We start from the raw sequence: 14,740 nt of genomic DNA, 5'->3' as shown, positions 1-14,740 counted from the left end.
CTGAGTCCCGCGCAGTCCGCCCGGCCCGGCCTCCTCTCGAAGGAGCCGGGCCGTTCGCTTTCCACCTTCCGCACTCGCACCGCTGCTCCCGCCTCCCATGCCCTCTGTGTCCTCCCACTCCGCTCCGCACTCCCTGGCGCTGACCGCCGGGCGCGGCGCATCGTGGGACTCCGTGCAGGGCGTGGGCTGCGCGTGCTGTCTGTGCTGTGCGTGTCCCGTGTGTCCGCCTCCAGGCGGGTGCCGAGCTCCGAGGAGTGGGTAGCAAACCCCTCTCTCCTCTCCTGCTCGCGGCCCGCCCTCGGAAGAGGCGCGGGCCTTTTCGTTTTCACCTTCGGAGCTCCCCATGTCGTCCGCCCTGCCGTCCCCCATCCTGGAAGTCCCCGCCGCCCCGGAGGCGCTGCTCGCCGAGGCCGGTGGGCTGAAGGATGCACGCGCGGAAGAGGTGCTCGCCTGGGTGGAGGCGCGGTTCGGCGCGCGCGCGGCCCTCGCGTCCAGCTTCGGCGTGGAGGACATGGTCCTCATCGACCTGGCGAAGAAGCACGCCCCCAGCCTCCGCGTCTTCACGCTCGACACCGGGCGCCTGCCCCCGGAGACGTACGAGCTCATGGACGTGGTCCGCAACCGCTACGGCGTCACGGTGGAGACCTTCTTCCCCGAGCGCGCGCGCGTCGAGGCGCTCGAGTCCACCCAGGGGTACTTCTCCTTCCGCCGCAGCCTGGAGGCCCGCAAGGAGTGCTGCGCCATCCGCAAGGTGGAGCCGCTCAACCGCGCGCTCGCCGGCCGCGGCGCCTGGCTCACCGGCCTGCGCCGCGAGCAGTCCGTCACCCGCACCGCGGTGGAAGTCGTGGAGCTGGACCGAGACCACGGCGGCCTCCTCAAGCTCAACCCGCTGGCCGCATGGAGCCAGCGCGAGGTGTGGGCGTACATCAAGGAGAACGCCGTCCCCTACAACTCGCTCCATGACCGCGGCTACCCGTCCATCGGCTGCGCCCCCTGCACCCGCGCGGTGAAGCCCTACGAGGACGAGCGCGCCGGCCGCTGGTGGTGGGAGTCCCGCGAGCACAGCGAGTGCGGCCTGCACCCGGTCCGCTGAAGCGCGAGCGCCCATGCCTCCTTCCCACCCCATCGACTACCCCATCTGCCTGCGCCTGGAGGGCCGCCGCGTCCTCCTCGTCGGAGGCGGCACCATCGCCGAGGGCCGCGCCCTCGCGGTGCTGGAGGCCGGCGCGCAGCTGCGCGTCGTCTCCCCCGAGGCCACCGCCACGCTGCGGCAGCTGGCCACGGAGGGCCGCCTGGAGTGGCTGCCCCGCCCGTACGCGCCCTGCGACGTGCGCGGCTTCCACCTCGTCCTCGCCGCCGCGGATGACGCGAGCGTGGGTCCCCAAGTCGCACAGGAGGCCCGCGCGCTGGGCATCTGGGTGAACACGGCGGATGTGCCCGAGCTGTGCGACTTCACGCTGCCGTCGGTGGGACGGCGCGGCCCCATCACCGTCGCCATCTCCACCGCCGGTCAGGCTCCGGCCCTCGCGCGCCGCCTGCGGCGGGAGCTGACGGCGAGGGTGGCCACGCACCACGTGTGGCTCGCGCGGCTGAGCGGCTGGCTGCGCCGCCACCTGCCCGCGGGCCCCCAGCGGCAGCGGCTGCTGAAGGGCGTGGTGGAGGGAGACATCGGCGCGCTGCTCGCGCGCGGCGAGCGCAGGGCCGCGTGGGCCCGGCTCCGAATGGAATTGAAGACCTTGAAGTCCCCTGGAGACGCAACATGAGTGAGTACGAAGAGGGACGTGTGTACCTGGTGGGGGCCGGCCCGGGAGACCCGGAGCTGCTCACCCTGCGCGCGGCCCGGCTGCTGCGAGAGGCCGACACCGTGGTGCATGACAGGCTCATCCACCCCGCCGTGCTGGAGCACGCGCGTCCCCGTGCCCGGCTCATCTACGTGGGCAAGGCCGGCCGCGGCGAGTCCGTGCAGCAGGCGGAAATCCACAAGGTCCTCATCACCCAGGCCCGGCTGGGCCGCAAGGTGGTGCGCCTCAAGGGCGGAGACCCGTTCGTCTTCGGCCGCGGCGGCGAGGAGGCGCTCGCGCTGGAGGCCGCGGGCATCCCCTACGAGGTGGTGCCGGGGCTCTCCGCCGGCTTCGCGGTGCCGGCCTCGGCCGCCATCCCCGTCACCCACCGGGACGTGTCCGGCGCGGTGACCTTCGCCACGGCGCACCGCTCCGGCGGCACGCCGGACTGGGACTTCCTGGCGAAGGCGCAGACGCTGGTGCTCTTCATGGCGGGAGACCGGCTGGACGAGACGGTGCGCGCCCTCGTGTCGGCCGGCCGCGCCCGCTCCACTCCCGCCGCCATCGTGGAGGCGGGCACGTGGGAGGAGCAGCGGGTGGTGGAGGCCACGCTGGGAGACATTCCCCTGAAGGCTCGGCGGGCTGCCATCGGCTCCCCGTCGCTGCTCATCGTGGGTGAGGTGGTATCGATGCGCTCGAAGTTGCCCACGCTGGTGGCCCGGGGCTCGTCCATGGCCGGGCACGGCCTGGCGCGCATGGCGGAGGGTGGCAATGAGTAACGACGCGCTCGCGAAGACATCGCACCTGACGGAGCTGGAGGCGGAGAGCATCCACATCCTCCGCGAGACGGTGGCCGAGTTCGCCAACCCGGTGATGCTCTACAGCATCGGCAAGGACTCGCAGGTGCTGCTGCACCTGGCGCGCAAGGCCTTCCACCCCGCGCCCCTGCCCTTCCCGCTGCTCCACGTGGACACCACCTGGAAGTTCCGGGACATGTACACCTTCCGCGACGCCTTCGTGGCGAAGCACGGGCTGCGGCTCCTGGTCCACCAGAACCGCCGCGCGCTCGCCGAGGGCATCAACCCCTTCGACCACGGCAGCCAGAAGTACACCCACGCCATGAAGACGCAGGCGCTGCTGGAGGCCCTGGCGGCGCATGGCTTCGACGCCGCCTTCGGTGGCGCGCGCCGCGACGAGGAGAAGTCCCGCGCCAAGGAGCGCGTGTTCTCCTTCCGCGACAGGCACGGCCAGTGGGACCCGCGCCGGCAGCGGCCGGAGCTGTGGAACCTCTACAATGGCCGCGTGGACGCCGGCGAGAGCATGCGCGTCTTCCCCCTGTCCAACTGGACCGAGCTGGACGTGTGGCACTACGTGCTGCGCGAGCGCATCCCCGTGGTGCCGCTGTACTTCGCCGCCGAGCGGCCCGTCATCGACCGCGGCGGCACACTGCTGATGGTGGACGACGAGCGCATGCGCCTCAAGCCGGGGGAGAAACCCACCCTGCGCCGGGTGCGCTTCCGGACGCTCGGCTGCTACCCGCTGAGCGGCGCCATCGACTCCTCCGCCACCACGGTGGAGGCCGTCATCCACGAGATGATTCACGCCCGCCAGTCCGAGCGGCAGGGCCGCCTCATCGACCACGACGAAGAGGGCTCCATGGAGCTCAAGAAGCGCGAGGGGTACTTCTAATGGACACCGCACTGCAGCCCCCGCTCGCGCCCGACGTGCAGCGCCTCCTCGAGGAGCATTCCAGCAAGGAGCTGCTGCGCCTGGCCGTGGTGGGCTCGGTGGACGACGGCAAGTCCACGCTCATCGGCCGGATGCTCTACGAGTGCGACGGCCTCTTCGAGGACCAGATCTCCGCCGTCCGCCGCGCCAGCGCGAAGCGGGCCGCCGCGCGCACGGAGGCCACCCCTCCCACGGTGCCCCCGGAGCTGCTCGCCCAGGGCCTGAAGGCCGCGGCCGGCGCCGAGGAGGAGGAGCTGGACTTCTCCCTCTTCACCGACGGCCTGCGCGCCGAGCGCGAGCAGGGCATCACCATCGACGTGGCGTACCGCTACCTGTCCACGCCGCGCCGTAAAATCATCATCGCCGACACGCCGGGGCACCTGCAGTACACGCGCAACATGGCCACCGGCGCCTCCACGGCGGACGCGGGGGTCATCCTGGTGGACGCGCGCCTGGGCGTGCTGCCGCAGACGCGCCGCCACGCGTACATCGCCTCGCTGCTGGGCATTCCGTACCTGGCCGTCGCGGTGAACAAGATGGACCTGGTGGACTTCGACCGGGCCACCTTCGAGCGCATCGGCTCGGAGCTGGTGGACTTCGCGCACACGCTGGGCTTCGAGGGCGTGCGCCTGTTCCCCGTCAGCGCCAGCCGGGGCGACAACATCACCCGCCCCAGCGCCCGCACGCCGTGGCACGAGGGCGGCACGCTGCTCGGGTGGCTGGAGTCCCTGCCCCACCAGCGCCGGCTGGATGGCGCGCCCTTCCGCTTCCCCGTGCAGTACGTGCTGCGGCCGCACCAGGACTACCGCGGGCTCGCCGGGCAGGTGGCCTCTGGCACCGTGCGCGTGGGGGACGAAGTGCAGGTGCTTCCGTCCGGACGCCGCACCCGCGTGGCGGGCATCGACACCTTCGACGGGCCGCTGGAGGAGGCCTCGGCGACGGCGTCCGTCACGCTGCGACTGGCGGACGAGGTGGATGCGAGCCGGGGCGACATGCTGGCCCACGTGGACTCGCCGCCGCAGGCCCTCCACCAGCTGGAGGCGATGCTGGTGTGGTTCGGAGAGCAGCCGCTGGACGTCTCACGGCGCTACCTGGTGAAGCAGGCCACCCGCACCGCGCCCGCGCAGGTGGAGCGCGTGCTGTGGCGCAAGGAGCTGGAAGACTTGTCCGAGCAGCCCGCGGAGTCGCTGGCGCTCAACGACATCGGCCGCGTCCGGCTGGTGTGCCGCAGGCCGCTGCTGGTGGACGCCTACCGCGAGAACCGGCGCACCGGGGCCTTCATCGTCATCGACGCGCTCACCCACGACACGGTGGGCGCGGGCATGGTGCTGGGGCCGGCGGAGACGGGCGCGCGTGGCGCCGTGGAGGCATCGCTCGTATCGGCGGAAGAGCGCCGGGCCCGGCTGGGGCAGGTGGGCACCCTCGTCCTCCTCCCCGCGACGCCGGACGCCGCGTCTCGCGCGTTCGAGCTGGAGCGCCGCCTCTTCGATCTGGGACGGCACGTGGCCGCCGTCCAGGGCGACGTGGAGGTGGCCCTGGCGCTGGCGGGCGCGGGGCTGGTGGCGCTGGTGCACGCCGAAGCGCCCCAGACACGCCGGGCGCTGCGCGCCGAGGCACGTGACGCCGGGCTGACGTGGCTGGAGCTGGAGGCCACCGAGGACCTGGAGCGCCAGGTGGACCGCATCGTCAACGCCCGGGAGTCCTCGCCGTGAGCGCGTCGTCGTCGGGTGGGGCCTCGCGCCCCGCACCTTCCTTCGTCACCGCGCTGCTGGGTGAGGAGAAGGGCTCGCAGCTGCTGAAGCTGGTGGAGGGCCTGGATGCGCCGTCGCTGCACTGGCTGAGCGGCTACGCGGCGGGGCTCGCCGCCGGCCGGCCTGCTTCCGCGGCGGTGGCTCCGCCCGCGGCCGTGACGGCGGCGGTGTCCGCCGTGCCCGGGGCCGCGCCGGCGGTGCCGTTCACCATCGTCTACGGAACGCAGACGGGGAACAGCAAGCTGCTGGCCGAGCGGCTCAAGCGGCACGTGGAGTCCGCGGGGATGACCACGCGCCTGTTCCGCGCCAGCGACTACCCCGTGCGGGAGCTGGGCAAGGAGCGCCTGCTCTGCGTCGTCATCAGCACGCAGGGGGATGGAGACCCACCGGACGACTCGCGCGGCTTCTGCGAGCACGTGCTGGGCAAGCGCGCGCCCCGGCTGGAGGGGCTGCGCTTCGCGGTGCTGGGGCTGGGCGACTCGAGCTACCCGAAGTTCTGCGAGGTGGGGCGCCAGCTCGACACGCGCCTCGCGGAGCTGGGAGGCACGCGGCTGCTGGAGCGCGCCGAGTGCGACGTGGACTTCGAGCCGGTGGCGGCGGGCTGGCTGGACCAGGCCTTCGCCCGGGCTCGCGAGGCATTGGAGCCCCAGGCGGCGCCCATCGCCGCCGTCGTTCCCCTGCGCGGCACGGCGGTGCCGGCGGGCTTCAGCAAGGAGGCGCCCTTCCCCGCCGAGTTGATGGTCAACCAGCGCATCACCGGGCGCGGCGCGCTGAAGGACGTGCGCCACGTGGAGGTGTCGCTGGAGGGCTCGGGCCTGGAGTACGCGCCGGGCGACGCGCTCGGGGTGTGGCCGCACAACCCGCCGGAGCTGGTGGACGCGTTCCTGTCCGAGCTGAAGCTCGACGGCGGCACCGAGGTGGCGCGGGACGGGCGCACGCTGCCGCTGGCGCGGTGGCTGTCCGAGGAGTTGGAGCTGACGAAGCTCAACCGTCCCTTCCTGGAGCGCCACGCGAAGCTGGCGGGCAGCACGGAGCTGCAGCGGCTGCTGGAGCCCGGCGGCGCCGAGGGCTTCCGCGCGCTGCTGGCGAGCCACCAGGTCATCGACCTGCTGCGCGCGCACAAGGCCCCGTGGGGGGCCGGCGAGCTGGTGCAAGCCCTGCGCAAGCTGGCGCCCCGGCTGTACTCGATTGCCTCCAGCCAGAAGCGGGTGGGCAACGAGGCGCACCTGACGGTGTCGGTGGTGGACTATACGGCCTTCGGCACGCGCCACTTCGGCAGCGCGTCGTACCACCTGGCCACGCGCGCGGCGGGGACGGACAAGGTCCGCGTCTTCATCGAGCCCAACGAGCGCTTCCGGCTGCCCGAGGACGGGGACCGCGACGTGCTGATGATTGGCCCCGGCACGGGCGTGGCGCCCTTCCGCGCCTTCGTGCAGGAGCGCGCGGAGGTGGGAGCGAAGGGCCGCAACTGGCTCTTCTTCGGAGAGCAGCACTTCAAGTCGCAGTTCCTCTACCAGGTGGAGTGGCAGGAGGCGCTGAAGAAGAAGACGCTGCACCGGCTGTCGCCCGCCTTCTCCCGGGACAGTGCGCAGAAGGTCTACGTGCAGCACCGCCTGCGCGAGGCGGGCAAGGACGTGTACGCGTGGCTGGAGGGCGGCGCGGCCCTCTACGTCTGCGGCGACGCGCAGCGCATGGCGCCGGACGTCCACGCGGCGCTGGTGGACATCGTCTCCGAGCACGGCGGCAGGAGCCGCGAGGACGCGGACGCCTGGCTCCAGGGCCTGCGCGAGCAGCGGCGCTACCTGCGCGACGTCTACTGACCCTCTTCGATTGCGAGCACCGATATGAGCACCACGCCCAAGCCCCTCACCGAAGTCGAGCACATCAAGACGCAGAGTCGCCTGCTGCGCGGGACGCTGGCGGAGAGCCTGGTGGACCCGGTGACGGGGGCCATCGCCCCGCAGGACACCGCCCTCATCAAGTTCCACGGCAGCTACCAGCAGGACGACCGGGACGTGCGCGAGGAGCGCCGGCAGCAGAAGCTGGAGCCGGACTACAGCTTCATGCTCCGCACCCGGCTGCCGGGCGGAGTGGCCACGCCGGCGCAGTGGCTGGCCCTGGATGCGCTGGCGCGGGAGTTCGCCAACCACACGCTGCGCATCACCACGCGGCAGGCGTTCCAGCTCCACGGCGTCATCAAGGACAACCTCAAGCCCACGATTGCGCGCATCAACCAGGCACTGATGGACACGCTCGCCGCGTGCGGTGACGTCAACCGCAACGTGATGTGCAACCCCAACCCCGTGGACTCGCGCGTCCACGAGACGGTGTACCGCTGGGCGGTGCGCATCTCCGAGCACCTGCTGCCCCGCACTCGCGCCTACTACGAGGTGTGGATGGGCGACGAGAAGGTGGGCGGCGTCGAGGAGGAGCCCATCTACGGGCCCACGTACCTGCCCCGGAAGTTCAAGGCGGCGGTGGCCGTGCCGCCGCTCAACGACGTGGACGTCTTCGCTCAAGATTTGGGCTTCATCGCCATCCTCGAGGGCGGCGAGCTGGTGGGCTTCAACGTCTCGGTGGGCGGCGGCATGGGGGCCACGCACGGGGACGCGGCAACGTACCCGCGGCTGGCGGACGTGCTGGGCTTCATTCCGCCCGAGAAGACGCTCCAGGTGGCGGAGGAGGTCGTGAAGATGCACCGCGACTTCGGGGACAGGACCAGCCGCAAGCATGCGCGGCTGAAGTACGTGCTGGAGGAGCGCGGCGTGCCCTGGTTCACGGCCGAGCTGGAGAAGCGGCTCGGCTTCACGCTGGGGCCCGCGCGGCCCTTCGCCTTCGAGCACAACGGGGACCGCTTCGGGTGGACGGAGGGGCATGACGGGAAGTGGCACCTGACGCTGCACCTGGACAGCGGCCGCGTGGCGGACCGGCCCGGGGCCACGCACCTGACGGGCCTGCGGGAGATTGCGCACGTGCACCAGGGCGACTTCCGCCTCACGGGGAACCAGAACCTCATCATCGCGGGCGTGCCGGCGGCGGAGCGCGCGAGGATTGACGCGCTGGTGGCGAAGCACGGGCTGGACGGGTTCCGGACCGCCAGCCCCCTGCGGCGCAATGCGCTGGCCTGCGTGGCGCTGCCCACGTGCGGGCTGGCCATGGCCGAGGCCGAGCGCTACCTGCCGGACTTCGTGCAGCGGGTGGAGGCGCGGCTGGTGGCGCACGGGCTGCTGGATGCCAATCTCCTCCTGCGCATCACCGGCTGCCCCAACGGGTGCGCGCGGCCGTACCTGGCGGAGGTGGCGCTCGTGGGCAAGGCGCCCGGCCGCTACAACCTCCACCTGGGCGGAGACGCGCGCGGCCAGCGCCTCAATCACCTGTACCGGGAGAACATCGACGAGGCCGGCATCCTCGCCGCACTGGAGCCCCTCTTCGCCCAGTACGCCCGCGAGCGGAAGCAGGGCGAGGGCTTCGGCGACTTCGTGGTGCGCGCGGGCCATGTCCCGGCGGCACCCGCGAAGGCGGCGCCCGCGGCCTGAGCCGTTTCCACCTTGTCCTGCAACTCCAGCAAAACATACACTCCCAGTGAAACTCGACAACGAGGTGTCACGTGGGGGACTGGAGCATGAGGACACGAGTGCTGACGCTGTGTCTCACCGGGCTGCTGGGCTGCGGCGGTTCCGAGGACGATACGACGGAGGTAGCGACTCCTCCGGGTGAGGCCTCACAAGCCATCCGGGGGAGCCGGGTGAGCTTCAACGGCGACATCGCCTCGGACCTGCTGTGGCGGGAGCAGTCCACGGGCAACATGTTCATCTGGGTCATGCAAGGGCCCTCGCTGGCGGGCACGATGACGCTGCCCGCCCTGTCGCCCTCGTTCACCGTCCAGGCCGCCACCGACTTCGGCGGCCCTTCGACGGCTCCGGACCTCGCCTACCAGGCAGTGACCCCCGGCAACGAGGCCATCCGCTACCTCAGCAGCACCGCCACCGTGCTCGGCCAGGCCGCCATCGAAAACCTGCGGCCCACGCCGAGCTGGTACATCGCCGCCTCCGGAGACTTCAACAACGACAACCGGACGGACCTCGTGCTGCACAACCGCGACACGGGCCAGTACTTCTACCGGTACATGGACGGCGCAACGTCCCTGGGGAACTCGGCCATCGCCTACCGGCCGCTGCCCTGGTTCATCGTGGGCGCGGTGGACCTGAGCCGGGACAACCGGACGGACCTCATCTGGAGGAACAAGTCCACGGGCCAGAACGAAGTCGCCGTGATGGACAACCTGTCCGTGCTCCGCACCGTCCCCCTGCCCACCCTGCCCTTGGACTTCTACCTGGGCGCCACCGCGGAATACTCGTCGGACGCCCACATGGACCTCGTCTGGCACAACCCCGTCACGGGCCAGGTGGTGCTCTGGTGGATGGGCGCCACGACGGTGGGCAGCGCCCATACCCTCGGCACCATGGGCTCCAACTGTCCGCGGTGGTTCTCGCAGTCCAGCCCTCCGCCCTCGGTGTTCGGCTGCAGGTACCTGGTGGGCCCCCGGTAGCCCGCCGCTCGTACGCAGCGCCAGGGTGAGAGTCCCCCGGCTCTCCCGCACTTCGTGTGGTTCCCCTCGGGAGAGTAGGCAGACGCGGCAAGCTGCCAACTGGGCGAATACACCCTACTCCAGCAGCCAGGTTGGAGCAGGTGTTGCGTTGACCGATTGAGTGCACCGATGAGAATGGGAGTGAACCTGACGAGCAGGGGCTGGAGGCATGGAGCGAAGGCGGTGCCGCTGGTGCTGGCGCTCGCAGTCGGGTGCGCGAGCGCGCCGGCGGCCCGTGCCCCCGAGCAGAACAAGTACGTCATCCACGGGTCGTCTGCGCTCCTGATCCGGGGGCCATGGCCGAAGGTGTCCGCCGTGGAGGCGCCCACCGGAGACATGTCCATTCCCGCCGACCTGATCCTCGATGTCGCGAAGGCGCTCCTTGAGCTCCCGGGCGCCCGGGCGTGCCACCCGGAGACGAAAGCGCCCATTCCCGGCGTCGCCAAACGGTACTACGCGACGGTGTACCTGGCCGGAGAGGGGGATGACCTGTCCTGGCGCGTGTCCAGGCCGGTGAGGGGGGACCACGCGATGTGCACGCCCAGCTACCAGGTGCAGGACGCTGATTACCCGGGGTCCTCGCAAGTCTGGGTGGCGGCGCACGTCCACACTCATCCCTGTGGCCTGGGCCCTCGCTGGGCTCCCAACACCCTGTGGCTCCTGGGTGCCGCCGCGCCCTTCAAGAGGGGCATGGCGGAAGTCACGCTGGTCAGGGCCACGCTCCCCGACCCGCACGCCGAAGTCCACCTGGCCTCGGGCATGGTGGTCGAGCGTGAGGACCGGACGCGCGTCATGCTGCGCTTTTTTGATAGGGGTGGGGAGCTCCAGCAATGGAGCCGCGTCGAGAACCGCTGGGTGACACTGGGCACCTGTCCATCCAGCCCCGATCCCCTCTTCATGGCCGTGCCCCAATGCAGCCCTCTGGCGCTGCTCCGTGAGTAGGACGTCCGCTTCGCCCCTGCGCTTCAGCAGAAACTGAAGCGCAGGGGCGCGGTGGCGCGTCACAGACCGTGATGGGCGTGCAGCGTCTGCACTTCGTCACGAACGACGAGCCTGGGAGCGCGGCACGCCTAAGGTCACGCCCGTGTCCTGGACACCGCTGACCGGGTCGTATCAGGGGGCCCGCGGCGAGTGTGAGGCGTTCCCGACGTTGGCTCGTACCGTGAGCAGCTCGGCAGCGCGGACGGGAGAGGCGGGTCGGCGACGAATGACCCGCTCGGCCACGGCGAGGTTGATGACCCAGCCGGCGCTCAACAGCAGCGCTCTGGCGAGCTCGCCCGGCATTCCGACGATGAGGAACCAGGGCACGGAGACCAGCACCTGCGTGCCCGCGCCCAGACCGACAGCGTAACCTCGAATCATCCAGGCCCGGTGGCCAGCAACGTCCCGCCACGCATAGGACGAATGGGAGGGGTGTTGAGGGTGAGGGCTGATGCAGAGGGGTCGAGGAGGGCCGCTGACGGGTGCCGCCGAGCTGTGCGCCAGGCTGAGGAAGAGGCGGAGCAGCCTCCTTTGGGCACACGCCAACCCAGACGCCCCTCCAGCAAGGGGGCAGCAGGGGCGTGAGCTTCTGGAGCAGCGCGACTGCTTGAGCCTCAACACCCCGCCCACTGCGGTGGGCCCTGTGCTGGGGCCCGCTTCGCAGGCCCAGAGGGCAGTCCCAGGTGCTCCAGAATGGCGCTCACCCCACAGGGAGCTGTCAGGTACGCCAGCACCCGACGCCTGCCCCCACACCTCACGCAGGCCCACACGTCCAGCGCGAACGTCCTGCGTAGCAGCCCTCAGTCCAATCGTGGCGTGCACTCCTTCTTCGGCTCCTCCACCGTCGCGGCAAACGACGGGCTCTTCTCCTCTGGCTCCGCCTTCTCTTGGGGGAGCGAACGATGATGAAGCTGGTGGTGGAGCGCGCCTCCAACAAGGTGCCGGGCTGCCACATGGTGGGGGCGGACGCGCCGGAAATCATCCAGGGGCTGGCGGTGGCGGTGAAGTGCGGCGCCACCAAGGCGCAGTTCGACGCCACCGTGGGCATCCACCCCACCGCGGCCGAGGAGTTCGTCACCATGCGCGACAAGCGGCCGGCCCCCGAGGCCACGCTGGCCGCCGAGCGCGGGCATGACGCCGGGGTGACGGGGACGCACTGAGCCGCGATGATGGGCCCGCTACACGAGCGAGGTCAGAGATGCCTGAGGTGAGTGGACGCGCGCTGATGATGGCCATCCAGGCGGTGGAAGCTCAAATCGAGCGGCTGGAGGCCGAAATCACGGAGGCGGGTGACGATGCGGACCCGGACCTCCAGTTGCTCAACCTGAGCTACTGGAAGGCGGCCTGGGAGCTCGAGGACGCCTATCGCGAGGCCCTCGAGAAGGTCTCCAACCTGCCGCCCTATGAAGACCTCGTTGCATCGTTCAGGTCGAAGCGGCCCGCGAAGGAGCCGGAGACACCGCGCTGACGGCCCAAGCGGTCCAGCCAGGCGGCAGGCCGCAGGGGCGTGGGATTCCAGGTCACGGTGGGGGCTTGGGCTCAACACCCCGCGCTCTGGGGTGGACCCTGTGCCGGGGCCAGCTTCGCAGGCCGCGAGGGCCATGCCAGCACCCTCCTGCGGCCTCCACGCCTCACGCAGGCGAACACGTCGAAGTCGAACGTCCTCCTCAGCAACTCGGCGTAAGTCCACTCGCGGCGTTCTCTGCTTCATCCGCTCCGTTCTGGCCGCTGCCTCCTTTCCCGCTCTCGCCTCCTCCTCACCTGCTTGGGGGAGCCGGGCCGCAACGTCCGAGTCGCCGTGTACGGAGCCATCCATTTCCCCACCCGGCAGTTCCTCTTCACCCACCAGCCCAAGAGCGCCTCCACGGCGCTCTTCCTGCCGCTCCTCAAGCGGCTCGTACGACGAGCCAAGCGCGCCGGCAGACGCATCGTGCTCGTGCTCGACAACGGGGTGCCCTTCAACTCCCGCCTCGCCCAGATGGCCCTTGAGGCGGCCAGTCCCTACGTGCGTGCCTTCCGGCTGCCGAAGTACACCTCCGAAACCCTCAACTGGATTGAGAACTTCTGGGGCCACCTCAAGAAGACCTACTTCAGCCGGATGCTGACCGAGCAGCGGGAAGCATTCTATCCAAATGCCGTTCGTCTCCTCCGCAGGCTGCGTCGCTCAGGACATCTGCGACACTTGGCGCTTCGAGCACCTCCTGAACGGATTTAATCTCCTTGGCTTAGCGACCCTGCATGGATTCGACCCTGTCAAAGAGGGGCGCCAGCGCGCGTTCCATGGCGTTGGCGGTCGCATCGCCGCTCTGGTTGGTGATGATGAACACCCCCAACTGATACTTCGGCACGAGGTAGAGATAGCATTGCGCGCGAGGCACGCCGCCGTGATGCACGTAGTGGGTGCCCAACTGGCTGCTCTGGCCGATGTTCCAGAAATAGCCAATGCTGAAGTCCTCCGCGAAGCGCACCAGCGGCTTGTGTGACTCTGTCACCGCGGGATGGTTGCTCAACTGCAAGCGCAAGTACTTCACCATCTCCGGCATCGTCGCCTTCAATGCTCCCGCCGCGCCCCAGGGCAGGAGTGGCATCGGCGTGGTGCCGACCGGGTTGTCGCTGTGGTAGCCAGGAGCCAAGCGGTTGGCGTCCTGGGCACGCAGGCGCAGCCACGTGTCGTGCATACCGGCTTCCCGCGCCAGGAACTCCGCGAGCAACGACTCGTAGGGAGCCCCGTGGATCTTCTCGAGGGTGTGCGCGACCAACTCGGTGCCGGCGCTCGAGTAAGCATAGTCCTTGCCGAGCGGGCCCTTGATGCTGACGGTGTGCAGGTCCTGCCAGAACTGCGGCTGCCCGTAGTCCGCATAGGCGGCATTGAGCTTTGCCGGGGTGGCATGCGCAGTGAAGTCCCTCAACACCTCATTCACTTGCAGTGGCAACATCCCCGGCATGCCGCTGGTGTGTGTGACCAGATGGCGCAGACGGATCGGCCCGCCGTCTGACTGAAGGTTCGGATAGGCGGACGGCAGATACTTTTGTATCGGGTCGTCGAGGGTCGCCTTGCCTTCGAGGACAGCGTTTGCCAACAGCAGGCCGACGAAGGTCTTGCTGACCGACCCTATCTCATAGAGGGTCGAATCATCGGGCAGATTGGACTTGCCGGTCTCCAGCTCACCCCGATGCAGGATGAACTCCTCGCCGCGATAGACCACTGCGATCGACGTTGCGTGCAGCAGTCGTGACTGCAGCAGGGTCGTCGCGGCTTGGTTCATTGCCGTGGGGATATCGCGGGCGGGTGCAGGGCCCGTCGTCTTGCAAGCGGCCAGCACCAGCATCATTCCAGCAATGGCTACGGAGCGTTTGTTCATCAGGCGCATAAAGGGGATGGGCACTCTCGCACGCCCCCCAGGTCGGAGCCAGACACGCGAGCCCCCCCTCGCGGTAGCACCGGCTCATGCGCATAGCCTGGAACACGAGAAGTTCTCGGTGTCACCTCGACTTGATTCCCGACGCGTGCTCAGGGTTCATCTACCCCAGCCCTCCTCGGTTCCTGCCCACGCGGCCAGACCGTCCTGCTCTTGCTCCTGGGTCGGGGATGCCGCCATTTCAGCGTCGGTCAGCATTCGCTCCCGGCTGAGGATAAGCAGCGCCCACCGGAAGTCGGTGGCCTCGAACACCCTCCCATTGGGCTGGGTCATGAGGCTCGGCTATCCTGGAGCCGTGTTGGGGCTGTGCGCCCTCGCTGGGTGCATCGGAATTCTCAGGAAGAAGGACTCCAAGCACCGCGGCGCTGCCGTCATTGGCGCAATTGCTTCCGTCTTCGTCTTCATTGGCGCCATCGGGAACGGGAACGAGAGTTCCCGCAATATTGCGATGATTCGGGCCTCTGCCGAAGAGGGGCGGCAGAAGGTCGCCGA

14 protein-coding genes are annotated in these 14,740 nt (G+C 70.0%); 12 read left to right on the top strand and 2 right to left on the bottom strand.

What is annotated here, in order from left to right; translation table 11 throughout:
• Positions 1-343 precede the first annotated feature (343 nt).
• From LXT23_RS47660 to LXT23_RS47620, 9 genes are all read left to right on the top strand, one after another.
• On the top strand, positions 344-1,093 hold the full coding sequence (locus LXT23_RS47660) for a phosphoadenylyl-sulfate reductase (RefSeq protein ID WP_253987210.1): 750 nt from the start codon (positions 344-346) through the stop codon (positions 1,091-1,093).
• 13 nt (positions 1,094-1,106) lie between these two features.
• Complete coding sequence (locus LXT23_RS47655; protein ID WP_253987209.1) at positions 1,107-1,763, top strand: precorrin-2 dehydrogenase/sirohydrochlorin ferrochelatase family protein; 657 nt, start codon at positions 1,107-1,109, stop codon at positions 1,761-1,763.
• Positions 1,760-2,560 (top strand): uroporphyrinogen-III C-methyltransferase, encoded by an 801-nt coding sequence (gene cobA, locus LXT23_RS47650; protein WP_253987208.1) that lies wholly within the window; start codon positions 1,760-1,762, stop codon positions 2,558-2,560. The genes LXT23_RS47655 and cobA overlap by 4 nt, the downstream gene beginning before the upstream one ends.
• Positions 2,553-3,470 (top strand): sulfate adenylyltransferase subunit CysD, encoded by a 918-nt coding sequence (gene cysD / locus LXT23_RS47645; protein ID WP_253987207.1) that lies wholly within the window; start codon positions 2,553-2,555, stop codon positions 3,468-3,470. Before cobA ends, cysD begins: the two co-directional genes overlap by 8 nt.
• Positions 3,470-5,221 (top strand): GTP-binding protein, encoded by a 1,752-nt coding sequence (locus LXT23_RS47640; RefSeq protein ID WP_253987206.1) that lies wholly within the window; start codon positions 3,470-3,472, stop codon positions 5,219-5,221. The genes cysD and LXT23_RS47640 overlap by 1 nt, the downstream gene beginning before the upstream one ends.
• Positions 5,218-7,080, top strand: coding sequence for an assimilatory sulfite reductase (NADPH) flavoprotein subunit (locus LXT23_RS47635; RefSeq protein ID WP_253987205.1), 1,863 nt, complete (start codon positions 5,218-5,220; stop codon positions 7,078-7,080). Before LXT23_RS47640 ends, LXT23_RS47635 begins: the two co-directional genes overlap by 4 nt.
• A gap of 24 nt (positions 7,081-7,104) precedes the next feature.
• Positions 7,105-8,796 carry an assimilatory sulfite reductase (NADPH) hemoprotein subunit gene (gene cysI, locus LXT23_RS47630; RefSeq protein WP_253987204.1) on the top strand — a complete coding sequence of 564 codons (1,692 nt, stop codon included), beginning with the start codon at positions 7,105-7,107 and terminating at the stop codon, positions 8,794-8,796.
• An 86-nt stretch (positions 8,797-8,882) separates the two neighbouring features.
• A complete protein-coding gene (locus LXT23_RS47625) occupies positions 8,883-9,809 on the top strand; it encodes an FG-GAP repeat domain-containing protein (protein ID WP_253987203.1) in 927 nt (308 codons plus the stop codon).
• Positions 9,810-9,977: 168 nt separating this feature from the next.
• Positions 9,978-10,790 (top strand): hypothetical protein, encoded by an 813-nt coding sequence (locus LXT23_RS47620; protein WP_253987202.1) that lies wholly within the window; start codon positions 9,978-9,980, stop codon positions 10,788-10,790.
• Positions 10,791-10,961: 171 nt separating this feature from the next.
• Here the strand turns inward: LXT23_RS47620 and LXT23_RS49980 are convergent, their stop codons facing one another.
• The gene (locus LXT23_RS49980) at positions 10,962-11,450 is read right to left on the bottom strand and encodes a DUF2306 domain-containing protein (protein WP_323379172.1); all 489 of its coding nucleotides are present in this window, start codon (positions 11,448-11,450) and stop codon (positions 10,962-10,964) included.
• A gap of 281 nt (positions 11,451-11,731) precedes the next feature.
• Here LXT23_RS49980 and LXT23_RS47610 point away from each other — a divergent pair, with 281 nt between their 5' ends.
• From LXT23_RS47610 to LXT23_RS47600, 3 genes are all read left to right on the top strand, one after another.
• Positions 11,732-11,989, top strand: a complete 258-nt coding sequence (locus LXT23_RS47610; protein ID WP_323379171.1) for a hypothetical protein — start codon at positions 11,732-11,734, stop codon at positions 11,987-11,989.
• A gap of 38 nt (positions 11,990-12,027) precedes the next feature.
• Complete coding sequence (locus LXT23_RS47605) at positions 12,028-12,297, top strand: hypothetical protein (protein ID WP_253987200.1); 270 nt, start codon at positions 12,028-12,030, stop codon at positions 12,295-12,297.
• Between the two features lie 330 nt (positions 12,298-12,627).
• Positions 12,628-13,044 (top strand): transposase, encoded by a 417-nt coding sequence (locus tag LXT23_RS47600; RefSeq protein ID WP_253987199.1) that lies wholly within the window; start codon positions 12,628-12,630, stop codon positions 13,042-13,044.
• A 10-nt stretch (positions 13,045-13,054) separates the two neighbouring features.
• Here LXT23_RS47600 and LXT23_RS47595 read toward each other — a convergent pair whose 3' ends face one another.
• Positions 13,055-14,200, bottom strand: coding sequence for a serine hydrolase domain-containing protein (locus LXT23_RS47595; protein ID WP_253987198.1), 1,146 nt, complete (start codon positions 14,198-14,200; stop codon positions 13,055-13,057).
• Positions 14,201-14,740 lie beyond the last annotated feature (540 nt).

This window comes from Pyxidicoccus xibeiensis (genome assembly GCF_024198175.1).
In the GTDB taxonomy this organism is placed as follows: domain Bacteria; phylum Myxococcota; class Myxococcia; order Myxococcales; family Myxococcaceae; genus Myxococcus; species Myxococcus xibeiensis.
Note: the sequence above shows the minus strand (reverse complement) of the source record. Positions and strands in the feature narration are given on the sequence as shown.